Source organism: Jatrophihabitans endophyticus (assembly GCF_900129455.1).
Lineage (GTDB): Bacteria > Actinomycetota > Actinomycetes > Mycobacteriales > Jatrophihabitantaceae > Jatrophihabitans > Jatrophihabitans endophyticus.
In genome coordinates this window covers 241578-261037 of the sequence record NZ_FQVU01000003.1, presented here as the reverse complement: position 1 = coordinate 261037, position 19460 = coordinate 241578, and the positions used below count along the sequence as shown (strand labels likewise).

Here is a 19460-nt window from a genome sequence, read left to right as displayed (position 1 = left end):
GACCGCTCGGATGACCGCACCCCAGACCTATCGCGGCGAGCGCATCGGCCTGCCCCGCACGGGCGCGGGGTCGCTGGCGCCCACCGGGGCGCGCCTCGGCGCGTTCCTCGTCGACGCGCTCGCCTCGTCGCTCGTCGCGGCCCTGTTCGCCGGTGGCGGCGGTGACGGGTTCGCCGGCGCGCTCCCCGGCTCGTGGAGCCTCGTCCCGCTCGCCGTCGACTACCTGGTCGGCGTCCTGGTCGCCGGCCGCACGCTCGGCATGTACCTGCTGGGTCTGCGTCTCGTCCGCGTCGACCGGACGGCACCGGTGGACCCCGTCCGGGTCGCCGTCCGCACCGTCCTGCTGTTCCTGCTCGTCCCCGCGGTCGTGTTCGACCGCGACGGGCGGGGCATGCACGACCGGCTGACCGACACCGCCGTCGTCCGCGCACGGTGAGCCGTGACACCCGTCCGCTTCGTGGCACGGTGTCCGTTTCGCCGGGGCCGCGAACCCGTCATGACACGACCCTGAAACAATCGCGTCGTAGCGTCGCCGCCGATTCCCAACCGCCAACGGAGGACGGATGTTCACAAGTCCCGACGAGGTCCTGAGCTTCGTGAAGAACGAGAACGTCGAGTTCATCGACGTCCGATTCACGGACCTCCCCGGCCAGCAGCAGCACTTCAACGTGCCCGCGGCCACGCTGCCCGAAGACTTCTTCACCGAGGGCGCGATGTTCGACGGCTCGTCGATCCGCGGTTTCGCCGCGATCCACAAGTCGGACATGAAGCTGATCCCGGACCCCGAGACGGCCTTCGTCGACCCGTTCCGCCGGGCCAAGACGCTCAACCTGAACTTCTCGATCGTCGAGCCGCGCACCGGTGAGCCCTACGAGCGCGACCCGCGCCAGGTCGCGGCCAAGGCCGAGGAGTACCTGCGCTCGACCGGCATCGCCGACACCTCCTACTTCGGCCCCGAGGCCGAGTTCTACGTCTTCGACGACGTCCGCTTCCAGACGTCGCAGAACGAGGGCTACTACCACATCGACTCCATCGAGGGCGCCTGGAACACCGGTCGCGTCGAGGAGGGCGGCAACCGCGGGTACAAGACGCGCTACAAGGGCGGCTACTTCCCGGTGCCGCCGGTCGACCACTACGCCGACCTGCGCGACGAGATGAGCAACGCCCTCATCGCCGCCGGACTGAAGCTCGAGCGGGCCCACCACGAGGTCGGCACCGCCGGTCAGGCCGAGATCAACTACGAGTTCAACACCCTGCAGAAGGCCGCCGACGACGTCCAGAAGTTCAAGTACATCGTCAAGAACGTCGCCTGGGCCGCCGGCAAGACGGCCACGTTCATGCCGAAGCCGCTGTTCGGCGACAACGGCTCGGGCATGCACTGCCACCAGTCGTTGTGGAAGGACGGCTCGCCGCTGTTCTACGACGAGCTCGGCTACGCGGGGCTCTCCGACACCGCGCGGTACTACATCGGCGGGCTGCTGCACCACGCGCCGTCGCTGCTGGCGTTCACGAACCCGACGGTGAACAGCTACCACCGACTCGTGCCCGGCTTCGAGGCCCCGGTCAACCTGGTGTACTCCGCGGGCAACCGCTCCGCCTGCATCCGGGTGCCCATCACCGGCACCTCGCCCAAGGCCAAGCGCATCGAGTTCCGGGTGCCCGACCCGTCGGCCAACCCCTACCTCGCGTTCTCGGCGATGCTGATGGCCGGTCTGGACGGCATCAAGAACAAGATCGAGCCGGCGGCGCCGGTCGACAAGGACCTCTACGAGCTGCCGCCGGACGAGCTCGCGTCCATCGCACAGGTGCCCGGGTCGCTCGGCGCGGTCCTCGACCGGCTCGAGACCGACCACGAGTACCTCACCGAGGGCGGCGTCTTCACCGAGGACCTCATCGAGGCGTGGATCGGCTACAAGCGCGGCAACGAGATCGACCCGATCCGACTGCGCCCCCACCCCCACGAGTTCGAGCTGTACTACGACGTCTAGGAGCGAGTGAAGCCGAGCTTGCTCGAGCTTCCGAGCGACGACGACGTCGTTGAGCGCCGCAGGCGCGATCACGACGTCTAGGAGCGAGTGAAGCCGAGCTTGCTCGAGCTTCCGAGCGACGACGACGTCGTTGAGCGCCGCAGGCGCGATCACGACGTAGACCCCGACGGCCCCGGCTCACGCCGGGGCCGTCGGTGGTTTCGGCGCGAGGTGTGGCGGGCGGCGGATCAGCCCGCGACGGATCAGCCCGCGACGGATCAGCCCGCGACAGGGCGCCGCAGGGCGACGACGGTGGCGTCGTCCTGCGTATGACCGTTCGCCACCGCCGCGCGGACGTCGCGGGCGGTGGGCGTGCCCAGGCCGGCGAGCGCCTCGGCGAGCCGGCGGCGTCCCTCGTCGAGCGCCTCGTCGCGCCGCTCGATCAGGCCGTCGGAGAACAGCACGAGGCTCTCGCCCGGTGCGATCGTGAACGCGGTCGTCACGGGACGCGCGTCCCGCACCCCCAGCGGGGGCGAGATCGCCAGCTCGACGGTGGCCGCCTCGGCGCCGGGGCGCACGAGGTAGGGCAGCGGATGCCCGGCGCTGACGCCCTCCGCCTCGCCCGTGCCGAGGTCGATCGCCACGACCGTGACGGTGGCGAACGCCCCGGGCAGCAGCCGCACCGCGAACTCGTTCGTGCGGGCCACGGCGTCGACGACCGGCAGCCCCTCGAACAGGTAGGCACGCAGGGCGTTGCACAGCTGCGCCATCGTCCCCGCGGCAGGGATGCCGTGCCCGGCGACGTCGCCGAGCACGGTGACGAGCCGGCCGTCGGGGACGGTGAGCGCGTCGCACCAGTCGCCGCCGATGCGGCCGCCCTCGGCCGGTTCGTAGTGCGCCGTGAGCTGCCAGTCGGTCAGTACCGGGAGCTTCGGCTGCAGGTTGCGCTGCAGGGTCTCGGCCAGCCGCAGCTCGCTACGGGCCCGTTGGAACAGCGCCTCGACGACGACCCGGCGCAGGCGGTCGGCGAGGTCGAGCTCGTCGACGGTCCAGGCCTGCGCGCGCCCGCGCACGATCTCGCTCCAGCGCTCGAACGACTTGCGCGGGCTCAGCCGCACCGAGTCGCCCTCCTGCACGGCGATGGCCTTGTTGTAGGGGTCGCCGCCCCAGTCGACGGAGCGGCGCGCCTCGGCCCGGAACCACGCGACGTAGCGCTCGTCGGGCAGCGTGACCACGAGGGCGCCGCACGCGACGTCGCCCGGCACCGCGAGCTCGGGCAGCGTCTCGGCCAGGCGATCGGTCGACGCCACCGCTCCCGGCGACTCGCGGGCCCAGCGCACCAACGCTTCGACGGCGTCGGGGTCCGGCACCGTCCGCCGGCTGCGGGGCGCGTCGTTCAGCTGGACGACGACCCCGTCGGCGGTGACGAGGTCGAGCAGGTCCGGCGCGCCGAGCAGCGCCGACGCGAGCGAGTCCCGCTCGTCGACGGTGGCGGCGGTGAGCTTCGCGAGGACGGCCTGCCGCTCGAGCCGAGCCCGGTAACGCTCCTCGTCGACCCGGTCGACGAGGCGCAGCGAGAGCGTCGAGCCGAGGAACTCGGCCGCCGCCCGCGTTCCGTACGGCGGCGTATGGGGACCGGAGTAGTGATGGCACGCGATCAGCCCCCACAGCCGGCCGTCGCGCAACAACGAGATCGACATGGAGGCGCCGACACCCATGTTGCGCAGGTACTCGACGTGGATGGGCGAGACGCTGCGCAGCGTCGCGTGCGTGAGGTCGAGCTGGGCGCCGGTGACGGGGTTGCGGGTGGGCACGACCGGCGACGGCGTGTAGTCGACGTCGGAGATGAGCCGCAGCCAGTTGCGCTCGTACAGTGCCCGCGCCTGCGCCGGGATGTCGCTGGCCGGGTAGTGCAGGCCGAGGAACGGGTTGAGGTCGTCGCGCTTGGCCTCGGCCACGACCTCGCCGTTGTAGTCGTCGTCGTAGCGGTAGACCATCACCCGGTCGAACCCGGTGAGCTCGCGCACCGAACGGGCCGCGATGTCGTACAGCTCGGCGATCTCGGCGGTGTTGTTGAGCTCGGCGACCGCGCTGCGGACGGCCTGGTAGGTGTTCGGGAAGGAGAACGGCCGCGGGCCGTCCGCGGGCTCCAGCTCGACGAGCAGGACGCCGTGCGGCTCCCGGTGCAGGATGCCGTCGAACTGCACCGCGCGGCCCGCGACGTCGAGCGTGACGTCGAGCGGGTTGCGCGCCCGCAGGTCGGCGAAGGACGCCGCGAACCGGCTGATGTCCGTCGCCGCCGCGACGCCGAGCACCTCGGCGAGCGGCCGCTCCAGGGCGTCCTCGGCCGCGACGCCGACGTGGTCGGCGAGGTTGGCGCTGACCTGTTGCACCGTCAGCTCGGGCTCGCGCACGACGAGCAGCACGCCGCGCGGCTGGATGCTGCCCGGGATGTGGATGGGCTCGCGCGCGCAGTTGTCGAGGTCGATGGGGACGCCCGGGGCGACGAACCCCTCCTCGGCCGGGTCGGCTCCGGTCACGCCGGCCCCCACCCGTCGCCGGTTGCGGTGCGATGACCGGACGGGCCCGTCGCAGCCAGGACGATCATCGATCCCTCCGGGCACCGGGCCGGCTCGTCCGACCGCCGGGCCAGTCTGGCACGACGTGGACGCCGCCGCAGGACGGCCCGCGCGCGGCCGCCTCGCGACGCCGTGCGTACGGCGTACCCCTACACTCGGGCGCGTGACCGAGGGCCCGCCGAGCAGCGACGACCCGATCGTCGTCGTCGTCGACGGCGAGCTCGACGCCTCCGACCTGGACTGGACCGACGAGCTGCGGGCCACGCTGGACGCCGGTCACCGGCGCGTGGTGGTCGACATGCTCGCCGTGTCGTTCATCGACTCCTCGGTCGTCCGCGCCCTGGTGAGCGCCTACCGCGTGGTGGCCGAGGAGGGCTGGCTACGAGTCGTGTACACCCATCACCTGATCCGTCGCGTCATCACCATCTGCGGCCTCGCCGACGCGCTCCCGCAGTACCCGACGGTCGAGGCCGCGTTGCGCGGCACGCCGTCCGGACTGCACCCGGACGACTCGTCGCCGTCCGGCGTGTTGGGCGCCCCCTCAGGCGGGCACACTGCAGGCGTCGAGAACGACGCCGACGAGGGCCCCGCCGGGCCGCCGTCGCCGCAGGAAGGTTCCCAGATATGACCAGGGCCGAGCGCAGCGAGCGATTCGCCCCCGAGCTGGCCAGCGTGCGCGCGGGCCGCCACTTCGTCCGCGACACCCTCGAGGCGTGGGATCTCGCCGAGCTCGCCGACGACGCGCAGCTGTGCGTCAGCGAGATCGTCACCAACGCCGTGACGCACGCCGGCACGCAGGTCACCGTGACCGTGCGGTCCGAGGACGATCTCGTGGTCGAGGTGCACGACGGGGTCGCGACGCTCAGCGTCCCCGAACCCGACGTCCCCGTCGCGGCCACCGCCACGAGCGGGCGCGGCCTGCAGATCGTCAGCGTGGTGAGCGCCGACTGGGGCGTCGAGTGCTCGGCCGACGGCAAGGTCATCTGGTTCCGGCTGCCGCTGCCCGACACGACCGCGCGGCACCACGACGCCGACGTCCTCTCCCTCGCCGAGCGTCGGTCGACTCCGTCCGCCCCGCCGGCCGCCACGCAGCGGGCCTCCGGCTACGAGCAGGCCCGGACCGCCGGCTGACCGCCTCGACCGGGCCCCCCGGGGCGGCGGCCACGGCCGGCGACCGGCTCGCCGCCGCCGAGTTCGCGGCGGCGTCGGCGGACGCGCTCGCCCGCACCCTCAACCTGCGCCGCTCGCTCGGCCGGCTCGCCGACCTCGCCGCGTCCCGCTTCGGGACGTGGGCGGGCGTCTCGCTGCTCGCGGACGGATCGCTGCGGCACGTCGGGACGACGTCGGACCGGCCGCCGGTGACCACGGACGTGACGCTGCGCCCGCGCCGGGCCGATCGCGCCGCCGTCGACGCCGCCCGCCGACGCGCCGCCGCGCCGCCGCGTCAGGTCGTCCTCGACGGCGCCGACGACGAGCTCGCCGCCCTCGGCGTCCCCGAGACCGTCGTGCGCGACCGCTGCGCCGCCGGCGCGACGGTGCTGACCACCGTGCCGCTCGCCGCGAGCGGAACGGGCGGAACGGGCGGCGCGGGCGGCGCGGGCGGCGCGGGCGGCGCGGGCGGCGCGGGCGGCATCGTCGGCGTGCTCACCGTCGTGGGCCCGGCGGCCGAGCCGCCCGACCTCGCCGAGGTCGCAGCACTCGCCGCGCGCGGCGGGGTGGCCGTCGCCGGTGCGCTGGTCTACGAGGAGCGTTCGGCGCTCGCCGAGCGGCTGCGCAGCTCACTGCTGCCCGCGCCGCTGCCCACCGTCGCCGGCGTCCAGCTCGGCGCGTCCTACCGGCCGGCGCAGGACGCGATGCAGATCGGCGGCGACTTCTACGACGTCGTGCCCGTCGGCGACGGCTCGTGGGCGATCTCGATCGGCGACGTCTGCGGCAAGGGCGTCGACGCCGCGGTGCTGACCGGGCAGGTCCGCCAGTCGCTGCGCACCGCCACCCGCGTCACCACCGACCCGGTGGCCGTGCTGCGCCTGGTCAACGACACGCTGCTGACCGGCGACGCCGACACCTTCGTCACCGTGCTGCACGGGGTCATGCACCCGGGACCGGACGGTGTACGGCTGCGCATCGCGGCCGGCGGCCACCCGCCGCCGCTGCTGCTGCGCGACGGCCGGGTCGAGCCGCTCGCCGCGCACGGGACGATCGTGGGGATGCTCGACGAGGTCGCGTTCGTCGCCGCGGACGTCGACCTGCGCCCCGGCGACACCGTGCTCATGTACACCGACGGCGCGGACGAGGCCCGCGGCCCGACCGGCCTGCTCGGCACCGAGCCCATCGCCGAGCTGCTCGCCGACTGCGGCGGCCTCACCGCGCAGGCCGTCACCGAACGCATCCTGCAACTGGTCCTGGAACATCTCGACGGACGCGACCACGACGACATCGCGCTGCTCGCCGTCCGCGCCGACCCGGAGGTCCGCTCATGACCGCACTGGCCACCGACGTCTTCGAGCGCTACTGGGCCGCGCTCGCGGCGGGCGACACCGGCACGGCCGTGACCGCCGTGCTCGACGCGTTCGACGACGGCACGGCACTCCCCGACCTGCTCGAGGACGTCGTGTGCGCGGCCCAGGCGGAGGTCGGCCGGCGCTGGGCCGCCAACGAGTGGAACGTCGCGCAGGAGCACCGGGCGACGAGCATCAGCGAGGAGGCCGTCGCCGCGCTGGCGTCGCGCTCGCGGTCGGCCGGCACGTCGCGCGGCCAGGTCGTGGTGACCTGCGCGGACGGCGAGTGGCACTCGTTGCCGTCGCGCGTGCTCGCCGCCACGCTGCGCGACGCCGGCTGGCAGGTGACCTACCTCGGCGCGTCGGTGCCCACCCGTCACCTGTCGCAGCTGCTGCACGACGTCGGCCCCGACGTCACGCTGCTGTCGTGCGCGTTGCCGCTGCGCCTGTTCCATGCGCGGGAGGTGATCGAGGCGTCCCGCGCAGCCGGCGTGCCCGTCGTCGTCGGCGGCCGGGGCTTCGGCCCGCGCGGCCGGTGGGGCCTGGCGATCGGTGCGAACGGATGGGCGGCGAACGCCCGGGACACGGCGCACGCGCTGGCCGCGGGCGACGTCCCGGGCTTCACCGAGCCCGCGCCGCCGCTCGCCCACCCCGACGACGCGCTCGAGCGGGTGCGCTCGGCCCGCGCCGAGGTCGCCACCGGCGCGCTGCGGGTCATGGCCGAGCGCCTGCCCGACGTCGCCGCCTACGACGACCGGCAGCACAAGCGCACCGCGGAGGACGTCGAGTTCATCCTCGACTACCTCGAGGCGACGCTGCTCGTCGACGACGTCGAGCTGTTCACCGAGTTCGTCGGCTGGCTGACCCCGCTGCTCACCTCGCGCGGGGTGCCGGCCGCGACCCTGGCCGCCGGGATCACGGTGGTGGCCGACGCGGTCGCCGAGCGATGCGGCGAGCTCCCCCGCGCCGCCGCGGTCCTCGCCGCCGGACGGGCGGTCGCCGCGCGCTGACGCCACGCTGCGATGCTGGGCGCGTGGACGAGCAGACGGCACCGCGACGCCCGGCCCCACCCCGCCCCGCCGCCGTGCTGTTCGACTTCTCCGGCACGCTGTTCTTCATCGAGTCCGCCGACGAGGCGCTCCGGGCCGCGCTCGGCCCCGAGTTCGTCGGGTGGGCTCCCCGACTCCGCGACCTCGGCGCCATCAACGGCAGCACCGAGCCGCGCGAGACACCGCCGCACCTCGCCGAGCTGTGGGAACGCCGCGACCTCTCGGCCGAGGCGCACCGGGCGGCCTACTCCGGGCTGTCGCGGCACGCGGGGCTGAGCGAGGAGCAGGCGGCGGCGCTGTACGACCGCGGCGTGCTGCCGGCCGCGTGGCGGCCGTACCCGGACACGGTGCGCGTCCTGCGCCGGCTGCGCGAGCTCCGGATACCCACCGCCCTGGTCAGCAACATCGGGTGGGATCCGCGGCCCGTCCTCGCCGCCCACGGCGTCGCGGACTGCCTGGACGTCCTCGTGCTCTCCGACGAGCAGGGCGTCGTCAAACCCGATCCGGAGATCTTCCGACGGGCGTGCGCCGCCCTGGCGGCGGACCCAACGGACTGTGTCATGGTCGGCGACAGCGTCCGGGCCGACCAGGGCTGCGAGGCGCTCGGCATCCGCTTCGCCCTCGTCTCGTCCGTCGCCGCCGAGCGCGAGCCGGACGCCCTGCTGCACGCCGTCGGGATCAGCTGACCCCGCGCGGCGGCGGCTGGCACGACGGGCACCACCAGGTGCGCCGACCCGACGCCGCGGCTCGCTCCCCCGTCACCCGGACGACGGTCCCGCAGCGCAGGCAGGGCCGCCCCGCCCGACCGGCCACCCAGTGCTGCTCGCCGCGGCGCCGCACGCCGGTGGTCACCTGCATCGCGCCGGGCGCGGTGGCGGAGTGCCGCAGGGCCCGGGCCGCGAGCGCCACCAGCGCCGGCACGTCGATGTCCCCGATCGGGGTCGCGGGGTCGAGCCCGCGCAGGAAGCACAGCTCGTTGGCCCAGAGGTTGCCGAGCCCGGCGATCGAGCGCTGGTCGAGCAACGCGGCCGAGACGGCCCGCGCCGGGTCGGCCCGCAGCCGAGCGACCGCCGCCGCGGCATCCCAGTCGTCGCGCAGCGGGTCCGGGCCGAGATGGCCGATGACGCTCGCCTCGTCGGTCGTCGCCACCAGCTCGACGACCGGCAGGTTGAGGCCGTACGCGGTCCGTCCGTCGTCGGTCGCCAGCAGCACCCGCACGTCGGGCAGCACCCGGCGCGGCACCCGCCGCCCGTCGCGGGTGACCGTCCACGACCCGTCCATCCGCAGATGCGTGTGCAGGCTGACCCCGCCGGAGAAGCGGGTCAGCAGGTGTTTGCCGTGCGTGTCGTGGGCGAGGACGGTCCGACCCGTCAGGTCGGCGGTGGCGTGCGCCGGTACCCGGAACTGCGAGCGCGACACCCGCCGACCGTCGAGCGCCGCCCGCAACCGGGTGGCGAGCCGGAAGACGGTGTCGCCCTCGGGCACGTCAGCCCAGCCGGTTCAGCGCCTGCGTCATCTGGTCCTCGGTGTCGCCGCCCAGCTTCTCGAAGACCAGCTTCATGACGGGCGTGCCGATCTTCGCGGCGCCCTTCATCTCGAGGTCGACGTGGTAGGTGATCTCCGAGCCCGTCTCGTGGGGTCGCACCGTGATGGTGTCCACCGACGTGGCCGAGTCGTTCTTGCCCACGAGCACGACGGTGTCGTCGGTGAGCTTCTCGAGCGTGTAGGTCAGCTCCGTGCTGACGCCCATGATCTTGGAGACGTTGTGCCAGTTCGCCCCGACGGCCACCGGGCCGGCGTCGTTGCGCTCGCACCGCTCGGTGCCCGGGTCCCAGTCGGTGGCGTTGCCGAAGTCGGCGAGGTACGGGATCACGACGGCGGGCGGCGGGGTGACGGTGAACGTTCGTTCGACGGAGGTCATGCCCTCGATCTACCCGGCCCGCAGCCCGAGCACGCCGCCACGCTGCCGGCTTGGGCATGATGGGGCGATGCCGACGACCTGGACCCGCCTCGCGCCCCCCGCTGTCGCCGTGATCGCCGCCGTCACGCTCGCCGGGTGCACCTCGTCCGGCGATGACGACCCCTCCGTCACCCCCGGTCCGACGTCGCGGCCGGGCAGCACGGCCACGAGCACGACGCCCGCGGCGCCGTCGTCGACCGCGGCGAACCCGCTCGCGGCGCTGGACGGGGCGTACGTCGTCGCCGGCGGCAGCGAGGACGCGGCGAAGCTCTACCACGTGCGCGCCGGCCGGCTGGCGGCCGCGAGCGACGTCGCGGCGATCACCGGCGTGACCGTCGACGGCGACGACACGGGCGATCACGTCGTCGTCTCCCGCGCGCAGCGGGGCCAGGAGGTCGTGCAGCAGCTGCGCTCGGGGCGCGTCGTGGACCTCGGGATACGGAGCGGGTTCTCGCCGGCGCTGTCCGACGACGGTGCGCTGGCCTGGGCGTCGCTGGCCGGCGCAGCCTCCACGCCGGGTGTCACCAAGCCGAAGGGCTTCGTCGTCCACGTGCGTGGCTCGCTGACCGGCACCGACCGCGACCTCGCGACCTTCTCGACCTCGGTGGGTGGGCTGGCCTGGGCCGACGACGACCTGATCGCCGCCGTCGCGGACGGATCGGCTGCCCGCATCGTCCGCTTCACCGGCGGGCGGGGCACGGCCGAGACCGTCGCCCGGGTCGCCGACGCCGACGACCTCCGGGTCACCGCCGGTGACGACGCGATCACCGTCGCCACCAACACCGGCGTCACGGTGGTGACCCTGCGCGACGGTCGGCGGCACGCCTTCGCGCGCGGCTGGCAGCCGCTGTGCTGGGCCGACGACAACGCCGTGCTCGCCGCGAACGGCGGCCGGTTGGCGGTCGTCCCGGTCGCCGCCGACGGCACGCCCGGCACGCCCCGGGCCGCCGGCTCCCTGCCGGCGGGCACCACTGCCTTCGCCGGCGCCTGCGGCGACTGAGCCGCGCCGCTGCCCGCCGGTGCCGCCCGACGGGGCCGACACCGGCCGGTCGCCGGCTGGCCGCGCCTCTTGACGGCGAAAGTTCTGCACGCGAACAATCCACTCCGCCCCGCTTCGCCGCCGCCGTCGAAGGAGCCGTCGTGGCTGCTCGCCCCGCATCCCCCGCCCGCCGCCGGTCCCTCGCCCTGCCGCTGCTCGCCGCGACCGCGACCACCGCGGCCCTGCTCGCAGTCCCGGCCGCGTCGCAGGCGGCGCCCGCCGGCACCGCTGCGGGCGCGCCCGGATCGCTGTCGCGCTTCGACCTCGCCCGCAAGGACTGCGTCGGCACCGCGCGCAACCGCACGTCGAAGGTGTGGTTCACCGTGGCGAACGGCGTGCTGTCCGACGTCTACGAGCCGACGATCGACAACACCAACGTCCACTCGCTGCAGTACGTCGTGACCGACGGTCGCTCCTTCACCGACCTGCAGGAGCGCGACACCACCTACACCGTCCGCGCCGACCTCACCGGCATGGCCTGCACGGTCACCGCGACGAGCAGCGCGCACCACTACCGCCTCGTGACGACGTACCTCGCCGATCCCGAGCGCGACGCCGTCGTCGTCCACACCGTGCTGCAGCAGCCGCGCGGGGCCTCGTACCGCGTGTACGCGCGGCTCGACGCGCACGTCAACGGCAACGGCGGCGGGGGCGGCCCGAACGGCGGTGCCGACACCGGCAGCGTCCGCGACGGCGTGCCGGTGGTCGGCGACACCGCCACGGTGAGCCAGGCCGCGAACCGCGACTACGCCGTCCCCACCTTCATGGCGCTCGACTCCCCCACCCTGCGGGGCGCGTCGGTCGGGTACGCCGACGCCGCGTCCGACGGCCTGCGCCAGCTCGACGCCGACCACGCGCTCACGCCGTACTCCGCGGCGCCCGACGGGCACGTCGTCGCCACCGCCGAGGTGACGCCGCGCCACGGCGACATCACGATGGCGCTCGGCTTCGGCCGCACCGCCGCGGACGCCACCCGCACGGCGGCGCGCACGGCGCACCGCGACCCGCGCGCGGTCGCCGTCGACTACCTGCGCGGCTGGGCCCGGTACGACGCCGGGCTGCGACGTCCGGCACGCGGCACCTCGCTCGCGGCGCTGCGCTCGTACTGGTTGAGCGCGAACGTGCTCAAGGCGAGCGAGGACAAGACGTTCCCGGGCGCGGTGGTGGCGTCGCTGGCGAGCCCGTGGGGGCAGGCGGTCAGCGCGGGCGACTTGGTCGGCGGCAAGCCGGTCTACTTCGGCTCGTATCGCGAGGTGTTCGCCCGTGACCTGTACGAGGCCGTGACCGGGCTGCTCGCCTCCGGCGACCTCGGGACCGCGCGGGCGGCGACCCGGTTCCTGTTCGAGCGCCAGCAGCAGGCCGCCGGCAACATGCCGCGCAACTCGCTGCTCAACGGCAGGATCGCGCCGGACAACGGCACCGAGCAGCTCGACGAGACCGCGTACCCGCTGCTCATGGTCTATCTGACCGGCCTGTCCGGCGACCGCACGCTCTACCGCGAGCACGTCGTGCCCGCCGCCGACTTCGTCGTCGCGCGGGGGCCGTCCTTCGGGCTGGAACGGTGGGAGGAGCAGTCCGGGTACTCGCCGTCGACCATCGCCGCCGAGATCGCCGGCCTCACCGCGGCCGCCACGATCGCTCACCGCCAGGGCGACGACGCCCACGCCCGCGTGTACCAGGCCGCCGCCGACGAGTTCCAGCGGACGGTCAAGGCGCACACCGTCACCACGACCGGGCCCTACTCGGACAAGCCGTACTTCGTGCGGCTCACCAAGGACGGCAACCCCGACGCCGGCACCACCTACGGCCTCGGCAACGGCAGCGTGCAGGCCGACCAGCGCTCCGTCGTGGACGGCGGTTTCCAGGAGCTCGTCCGCCTGGGTGCGCTGCCGGCCGACGACGCCGACGTGACCAACTCGCTGCACGTTCTCGACCACGTCATCGCGAAGCAGACCGCCACCGGGACCGGTTACTACCGCTACGGCACCGACGGCGCCGGCACCGAGGACGGCTACGGCGACTGCTGGACGGCCGACCCGACCGACTGCCCGAAGGACGGCCAACCGTGGCCGACGACGAGCAGCGGCAGCGGTCAGCTGTGGCCGGTGCTCTCCGGCGAGCGCGCCGAGACCGCGATCGCGCAGGGCGACTACGCGCTGGCCCGCTCGCAGCAGTCGTTCCTGCTGCGCTCGACCTCGGGCGTCGGGCTCGTCCCCGAGCAGGCCTGGGGCAACGCCGACCTGGCCGCCGACCCGTACGGCACGGACCCCACCACCGCCTCGATCGGCTTCGCCGGCGGCAAGGCGGCGGGGTCGGCCTCGCCGCTCACCTGGGCTCAGGCGCAGCAGGTGCGGCTCGTGCGCGACCTGGGCGAGCGACGGACCACCGACCGTCCCGACATCACGACCGCGCGCTACGTCCGCCACGGCGCGCCGGGCGACGTGCCGGTGACCCTCACCGCCCCGACCGACGGGCAGGCCGTGGCCGGCACGACGACGGTGACGGGGACGACGGCCGCGGGCGCCCGCGTCGACGTCGCCGTCACCGGTCTCGACGACGGCTCCAGGGCGGTGCGCTCGGCCCGTGCCGACTCCCACGGCGCATTCGCCGTCGCCGTCCCGGTCGGCTTCGGCGCCACCACCGTCACGGTGGCGGCGACGACCGCCACCGGCACCGGGTACGCGCAGGTCGGCGTGCAGGGCGACCTCGTCGGTGGCACCAGCGTCCTCGACGTCACCGACCCGGCGAACGACGACGACGGGCCGGGCACGTACCAGTATCCGACGGCGGCCGACTTCAACCCGGGCGCGTTCGACCTGACCCGCTTCCAGGTGCTGACGAAGGGCACGACGGTCTACCTGCGCGCGACGCTGCGCAACCTGGACCCCACGTTCGGCTCCGCGATCGGCGCGCAGCTGCTCGACGTCTACGTCGGCCGACCCGGGGCGTCGCCGACCTCGACCGCGGCGGCGTTCCCCGGCCGCAACCACACCCTGGCGCAACCATGGAGCCAGCGCGTCGAGGTGCAGGGCTTCGCCGGCCCGGTGTGGCAGGACGCGGCGGGCGACCAGGTCGGCTCGGTGACGGCGGTGGTCGCGTCCGCGTCGGCGCGGACGATCACGATCGCGCTGCCCACGGCGGCCTTCGGGGCCCCCGGTCCGGGTTGGACGTTCGCGGTCACCCTCCACGGGCAGGACGGCTACAGCAGCGACCAGGCCCGCAGTCTCGCCGCGACCCCGCAGCCCTACCAGTTCGGGGTCTGCGCGGCCGGCGGCACGGCGCCGATCTGCTCGGTCGACCCCGGCACGGTCGCCAAGGTCGTGGACACGCTCACCCCCGCCGGCGTCTCGCAGGCCGACGAGCTCGACGTGTCCCGGCACCCGGCCACCGTCGCGGCCGTCACGGCGCCGTGACCGCGCGATGATCCGGTGACACGCCGGATCTGAGTGCCGGCCGTGCCTGTCGCGGGTAACGGGCACGGCGATGGAATGATGTCCGGATGGTCGCGACGCAGACGTGGAGGGCGGCACCCGCCCCGACCCGCCGGCGCCGGTTCCCCGGCCTGCTGCCCCGGCGACTGCTGCGGTGGCGCCGGCCGGTGTGGTGGCAGGAGATCGCCATCATCGCCGTCGGGTACTGGCTGTACTCGCTGGTGCGCAACGCGATCCCCGAGCAGGCGAGCATCGCGACCCGGCACGCCCGCAGCATCCAGCACGTGCAGGACGCGCTGCACCTGAACTTCGAGCGCTCGTTCAACCACGTCGTGGCGACGAACGAGTGGCTCGCGCAGATCCTGAACTACTACTACGCCACGCTGCACTTCATCGTCACCCCGGCCGTCATGGTGTGGCTGTTCGTCCGGCGCTCGCACGTCTACCGCGGCGTGCGGACGGTCCTGGTGACCACCACGCTGGTGGCGCTCGCGGGGTTCGCGCTGTATCCGCTGGCCCCGCCGCGGCTGATGCCCGAGTTCGCCTACGTCGACACACTGGTCAAGTTCCACACGTGGGGTTCGCTCGCGAGCCCGGCGGTGGCGCAGCACTCCAACCAGTACGCGGCCATGCCGAGCCTGCACATCGGCTGGGCGCTGTGGGCGGGCATCGCGATCTTCGCGTGCGCGCGGCACCGGTGGGTCAAGGCCCTGGGCCTGGCCTACCCGCTCGCGACCCTCGTCGTCATCGTCGGCACCGCCAACCACTTCCTGCTCGACGCCGTGGGCGGCGCGCTCGCCGTGACCCTCGGCTTCGGCGTGCAGTACGCGCTGTCGGGCCGCGGAGCGTTCACCGCTCCGATCGACGCCCCCGACTTCGGCGAGCCCGACCCGCCGCTGCCGGGCGCGCACGGCGGGGTCCGCGGCCCGAGCGTCGACTGACCCGGCCACGCACCGTCAGCCGCGGCCGCCGTAGAAGACGTCCTCCACGACCTTGCGGGCACGCCGGGCGGCGCGCCGGTAGTCGTCGACCAGCTGGCCCGGGTCCGACCCGAGCGGATAACCCATCACCCGGCTGACCGCGACGAGCTCGGCCCCGAGCGCCGGCAGCTGATCGGTGGGCTTGTCCCGGACGAGGACGAGCGCGTTGCGCACGCGGGTGGCGCACCGCCACGCCGTCCGCAGCACCTCGGCCTGGTCGGACTCGAGCAGGCCGGCCTTGGCCAGCGCGTCCAGAGCGGCCAGCGTCCGGGTCGTGCGCAGCTCCGGCAGCGCGTGCCCGTGATCGAGCTGCAGCAGCTGCACCGTCCACTCGATGTCGGCGAGGCCACCACGGCCCAGCTTCGTGTGCGTCGTCGGGTCGGCGCCCCGGGGCAGCCGTTCGCTGTCGATCCGTCCCTTGAGGCGGCGGATCTCGACGAGGTCGTCCGGCGCGACCCCGCCCTCGGGATAGCGCACCGGGTCGATCATCGACACGAACTGCCGCCCCAGCTCGTCGTCCCCGGCGACCGGGCGGGCCCGCAGCAGCGCCTGCGCCTCCCACGCCGACGACCACCGCGCGTAGTACGCGCGGTAGGACGCCAACGAGCGCACCAGGGCACCGTTGCGCCCCTCGGGACGCAATCCGGCGTCGACCACCAACGGCGGGTCGGTCGACGACGCGGCGCCGAGCAGCGCGCGCAACGAGCCGGCGACGTCGCGGGCGCAGTTGGTCGCGAGCTCCTCACCGCCCGCCGTGGCGTCGCCGACGTTCTCGAAGACGAACAGGACGTCGGCGTCCGAGCCGTAGCCGACCTCGCCGCCGCCGAGACGTCCCATCGCGATCACGGCGAACCGGATCGGCAGCTCGGCCAGGCCGCGGGCCTCGGCCACGCTGCGGAGCGCGACGCGCACGGTGGCCTGCAGCGTCGCCGCCAACGTGGTGCTCAGGGCGTCGCAGACCTGCTCGACGTCGGCCCGGCCCAGCAGGTCGGCGAAGGCGGTGCGCAGCAGCTCCTGGCGGCGGACCGCCCGCAACGCCCGCACTGCCGCCGCCGCGTCGGGCTGCCGGCCCGCGACGTCGTTCATGGCGGCCAGCACCTCGACGGGATCGCCCGGGCGCAGCGCGTCGTCGTCGGCGAGCAGGCGCAGTGCCTCCGGGGCGCGGCCGAGCATGGGCGCGACGTAGCGGCTCGTGCCCAGGATGTGGGCGAGCCGCTGCGCCACGGCGTCGCCGTCGCGCAGCAGTCGCAGGTACCACGGCGTCGTGCCGAGCTGGTCGGACAGCGTGCGATACGCCAGCAGGCCGGTGTCCGGAGCCGGCGCCGAGGCGAAGTCGGCCAGCAGCACCGGCAGCAGCCCGCGCTGCAGCGCGGCGCGCCGGCTCAGCCCGCTGGTCAGCGACTCGATGTGACGCAGCGCGGCGTCGGGGTTGTCGAAGCCCAGCGCCTCGAGCCGCCGCCCGGCCTCGGCCGTCGTCAACCGCAGGCCGTGTGCGGGCACGCGGGCCACGGCCTCCAGCAGCGGTCGGTAGAACAGCTTCTCGTGCAACCGGCGCACCTCGCGGGCGTGCAGCTTCCATTCGGCGTCGAAGACGTCGCGCGCCGTCCCGCGGTGGTCGGGCCGGTAGCCCATCGAACGCGCCAGCCAGCCGAGGTCGGCGGCGCGGTCGGGCAGGATGTGGGTCCGGCGCAGCCGGCGTAGCTGCAGCCGGTGTTCCACCGTGCGCAGGAATCGGTAGGCGTCGACGAGGCTGACGGCGTCGTCGCGGCCCACGTAGCCGCCGTTGCGCAGCGCGTCCAACGCAGGCAGGGTCTCGGGCGAGCGCAGCGTCTCGTCACCCCGGCCGTGCACGAGCTGCAGCAGCTGCACCGCGAACTCGACGTCGCGGATGCCGCCGCGTCCCAGCTTGATGTCCCGCTCGGCGACGGCGACCGGGATGTGTTCGACCACCCGCGAGCGCATCGCCCGCACGTCGGCGACGAAGTCCTGGCGCTCGGCCGCCGTCCACACCAGCGGCGCGATCACGTCGGAATATGCGCGGCCGAGCGCAAGATCACCGGCGATCGGACGCGCCTTGAGCAGCGCCTGGAACTCCCAGGTCTTGGCCCAGCGCCGGTAGTACGCCTCGTGGCTGGCGAGCGTGCGGACGAGTGGACCGTCCTTGCCCTCGGGCCGCAGGTTGGGGTCGACCTCCCACGCCACCGCGCGGCACACGCGCATGAGCTCCGCGGCGAGCCGGGCCCCGGTGCCGAGGGCGGGCTCGACGTCGTCGTCCTCGTCGAGCGGTTCGACGACGTAGACGACGTCGACGTCGGACACGTAGTTGAGTTCGCGCGAGCCCGCCTTGCCCATCGCGATGACCGCGAGGCGACAGCAGGGGGCGTCGGGCGCCAGGGAGGTGGCGGCGACCGCGAGCGCCGCCTGCAGGGTGTGCCCGGCGAGGTCGGCCAGCATCTCGGTCACCGCGCGCACGTCGAGGTCGCCCGCGACGTCACGCCCGGCGATGGCGACGACCTCGCGGCGGTACGCCGTGCGGAGCGCGTCGATCGCGTCGGGGCCGGTGCACCGTGCCCGGGTGCCGCCGGTGCCGGTGACCGGGTCGGCGACGTCGGCGCGCACCGCGTCGTGCAGCCGCCGGGCCACCGCGCCGGTGTCGATGTCGTCGACGAGCACGCGCCACTGCTCGGGATGATCCACCAGGTGCGCGGCGATCTCGCCGGAGACGCCCAGCAGGCCGAGCAGGCGGGCACGGAGGTCCGCCCGCTGCTCGAGCTCCTCGCGCAGCCCGGTGCACCCGGGCGCGGCGAGCAACCGGGCCAGCGCCGCGAGTGCGGCGTCCGGGTCGGCGGTGCGTGCCAGCGCGGCGACCACGACGGCCGCGGACGCGTCGACCGGTTCGTTGGTCTCGAGATCCCACCACGACAGCGGGGCGCCGGCCAGCAGCTCCGCGGCGCGCGCCCCGTCGGCGAACGACAATCGGGCCAGCCGGCTCGCGTGCCGTACCGCCCCGGGCGGGTCAGTCACCGGGCGGCCGCCGCGTCGGCATCGGCAGCGGGGACGGCAGCGCATCGGTCCCCCGCGCGGCACCGGCCTCGGCGGCGAGCGCCGCGCGGATGGCCGCGGGGTCGGTGACCGGCGCCGCGGTGGCGGTCGCGACCCCGCGCGGCGGGGCCACCGCCGAGGGGTCACCGACCACGGCGGCGAACGCCTGCGCGAACGGCGCCCACACCTCGGCGATGTCGTCGTGGGCGGCCGCGGCCCGACTCACCACGAGGTCGAGGTCGAGCTCGGGCAGGTTCGGGGCGTCGGCCCGCGCCCACTCGGCGACCATCTCGGGCGTCGTCTCGATGTGGAACTGCACCGCCCAGGCGAGCCGCCCGACCCGGAAGGCCTGGTTCTCGCACACCGGCGAGCTGGCGAGGTGGATCGCGCCCGGCGGCAGGGACGCGACGGTGTCGTAGTGCCATTGCATGACGTCGGGGGTGATGGGCATGGCCCCGAACAGCGGGTCGGTGGCGGCCGCGGCCCGCTTGGCGACGAGCTGCGCGCCGATCTCGGGGCCCTCCGGATTGACCACGACCCGACCGCCGTGAGCGGCCGCGAGCAGCTGCGCCCCGAGGCAGATCGCGAGCGTCGGCACCTCGTCGCGCACGACGTCGCGCAGCAGCTGCCGGACGTCGGCGAGGAACGGGTACTCGGCGTCGTCGCCGGCCCCCATCTTGCCGCCGAGCACCACGAGCCCGGCGTAACCGCCCGGCGCCGGCAGCGACTCGCCCCCGGCGACGTCGCAGACCACGACCTCGAGGCCGGCGGCGACGAGCCAGTCCCGCAGTCGACCAGGCGGGTCGGAGTGGTCGAGTTCGACCATCACCACACGGGGTGCGTCCACGCCGACCAGCCTACCGACGAGCCCGGCAGCGACCGGCCGGTCCGTCGTGGCTGCCGCACCGCCCACGA

General features: G+C 74.5%; 15 protein-coding genes. 10 read left to right on the top strand and 5 right to left on the bottom strand.

Features of this window, described 5'->3' with window-relative positions; translation table 11 throughout:
• Positions 1-10: 10 nt before the first annotated feature.
• Together BUE29_RS11355 and glnA are read left to right on the top strand one after the other, a co-directional pair.
• Complete coding sequence (locus BUE29_RS11355; protein WP_073390249.1) at positions 11-436, top strand: RDD family protein; 426 nt, start codon at positions 11-13, stop codon at positions 434-436.
• 127 nt (positions 437-563) lie between these two features.
• Positions 564-1988, top strand: coding sequence for a type I glutamate--ammonia ligase (gene glnA / locus BUE29_RS11350; protein ID WP_073390246.1), 1425 nt, complete (start codon positions 564-566; stop codon positions 1986-1988).
• A 257-nt stretch (positions 1989-2245) separates the two neighbouring features.
• Here the strand turns inward: glnA and BUE29_RS11345 are convergent, their stop codons facing one another.
• Positions 2246-4507, bottom strand: a complete 2262-nt coding sequence (locus BUE29_RS11345) for a SpoIIE family protein phosphatase (RefSeq protein WP_084181076.1) — start codon at positions 4505-4507, stop codon at positions 2246-2248.
• Between the two features lie 202 nt (positions 4508-4709).
• Here BUE29_RS11345 and BUE29_RS22500 point away from each other — a divergent pair, with 202 nt between their 5' ends.
• From BUE29_RS22500 to BUE29_RS11320, 5 genes are all read left to right on the top strand, one after another.
• Positions 4710-5174 (top strand): STAS domain-containing protein, encoded by a 465-nt coding sequence (locus tag BUE29_RS22500; protein ID WP_073390239.1) that lies wholly within the window; start codon positions 4710-4712, stop codon positions 5172-5174.
• Complete coding sequence (locus BUE29_RS11335) at positions 5171-5677, top strand: ATP-binding protein (protein ID WP_073390236.1); 507 nt, start codon at positions 5171-5173, stop codon at positions 5675-5677. The genes BUE29_RS22500 and BUE29_RS11335 overlap by 4 nt, the downstream gene beginning before the upstream one ends.
• Positions 5678-5904: 227 nt before the next feature.
• On the top strand, positions 5905-7026 hold the full coding sequence (locus tag BUE29_RS11330; protein ID WP_073390233.1) for a PP2C family protein-serine/threonine phosphatase: 1122 nt from the start codon (positions 5905-5907) through the stop codon (positions 7024-7026).
• Entirely contained in the window at positions 7023-8054 is a 1032-nt protein-coding gene (locus tag BUE29_RS11325) for a cobalamin B12-binding domain-containing protein (RefSeq protein WP_073390230.1), read from the top strand. Before BUE29_RS11330 ends, BUE29_RS11325 begins: the two co-directional genes overlap by 4 nt.
• Positions 8055-8077: 23 nt before the next feature.
• Complete coding sequence (locus BUE29_RS11320; RefSeq protein WP_073390227.1) at positions 8078-8779, top strand: HAD family hydrolase; 702 nt, start codon at positions 8078-8080, stop codon at positions 8777-8779.
• Here the strand turns inward: BUE29_RS11320 and BUE29_RS11315 are convergent.
• Positions 8772-9578 carry a DNA-formamidopyrimidine glycosylase family protein gene (locus BUE29_RS11315; RefSeq protein ID WP_073390225.1) on the bottom strand — a complete coding sequence of 269 codons (807 nt, stop codon included), beginning with the start codon at positions 9576-9578 and terminating at the stop codon, positions 8772-8774. The two genes, BUE29_RS11320 and BUE29_RS11315, sit on opposite strands and share 8 nt — an antisense overlap.
• A gap of 1 nt (position 9579) precedes the next feature.
• The gene (locus BUE29_RS11310; RefSeq protein WP_073390222.1) at positions 9580-10014 is read right to left on the bottom strand and encodes an SRPBCC family protein; all 435 of its coding nucleotides are present in this window, start codon (positions 10012-10014) and stop codon (positions 9580-9582) included.
• Between the two features lie 67 nt (positions 10015-10081).
• On the opposite strand from BUE29_RS11310, the gene BUE29_RS11305 reads away from it, so the two are divergent.
• The 3 genes from BUE29_RS11305 (at position 10082) to BUE29_RS11295 (ending at position 15464) form a co-directional block, all read left to right on the top strand.
• Positions 10082-11053: a hypothetical protein gene (locus BUE29_RS11305; protein WP_143168138.1), complete on the top strand. Its 972-nt coding sequence runs from the start codon at positions 10082-10084 to the stop codon at positions 11051-11053.
• A 140-nt stretch (positions 11054-11193) separates the two neighbouring features.
• Positions 11194-14505, top strand: a complete 3312-nt coding sequence (locus tag BUE29_RS11300) for a glucodextranase DOMON-like domain-containing protein (protein WP_073390217.1) — start codon at positions 11194-11196, stop codon at positions 14503-14505.
• 86 nt (positions 14506-14591) lie between these two features.
• A complete protein-coding gene (locus BUE29_RS11295; protein ID WP_073390214.1) occupies positions 14592-15464 on the top strand; it encodes a phosphatase PAP2 family protein in 873 nt (290 codons plus the stop codon).
• Between the two features lie 15 nt (positions 15465-15479).
• Here BUE29_RS11295 and BUE29_RS11290 read toward each other — a convergent pair whose 3' ends face one another.
• Together BUE29_RS11290 and BUE29_RS11285 are read right to left on the bottom strand one after the other, a co-directional pair.
• Positions 15480-18527: a bifunctional [glutamine synthetase] adenylyltransferase/[glutamine synthetase]-adenylyl-L-tyrosine phosphorylase gene (locus tag BUE29_RS11290; protein ID WP_073390212.1), complete on the bottom strand. Its 3048-nt coding sequence runs from the start codon at positions 18525-18527 to the stop codon at positions 15480-15482.
• Complete coding sequence (locus BUE29_RS11285) at positions 18520-19392, bottom strand: type 1 glutamine amidotransferase (protein ID WP_084181072.1); 873 nt, start codon at positions 19390-19392, stop codon at positions 18520-18522. Before BUE29_RS11285 ends, BUE29_RS11290 begins: the two co-directional genes overlap by 8 nt.
• Between the last annotated feature and the right edge of the window lie 68 nt (positions 19393-19460).

Coding starts and splice junctions, on each gene's coding strand:
- BUE29_RS11355 (WP_073390249.1), top strand. CDS start 11: ATGACCGCACCCCAGACCTATCGCGGCGAGCGCATCGGCCTGCCCCGC.
- glnA (WP_073390246.1), top strand. CDS start 564: ATGTTCACAAGTCCCGACGAGGTCCTGAGCTTCGTGAAGAACGAGAAC.
- BUE29_RS11335 (WP_073390236.1), top strand. CDS start 5,171: ATGACCAGGGCCGAGCGCAGCGAGCGATTCGCCCCCGAGCTGGCCAGC.
- BUE29_RS11325 (WP_073390230.1), top strand. CDS start 7,023: ATGACCGCACTGGCCACCGACGTCTTCGAGCGCTACTGGGCCGCGCTC.
- BUE29_RS11310 (WP_073390222.1), bottom strand. CDS start 10,014: ATGACCTCCGTCGAACGAACGTTCACCGTCACCCCGCCGCCCGCCGTC.
- BUE29_RS11305 (WP_143168138.1), top strand. CDS start 10,082: ATGCCGACGACCTGGACCCGCCTCGCGCCCCCCGCTGTCGCCGTGATC.
- BUE29_RS11295 (WP_073390214.1), top strand. CDS start 14,592: ATGGTCGCGACGCAGACGTGGAGGGCGGCACCCGCCCCGACCCGCCGG.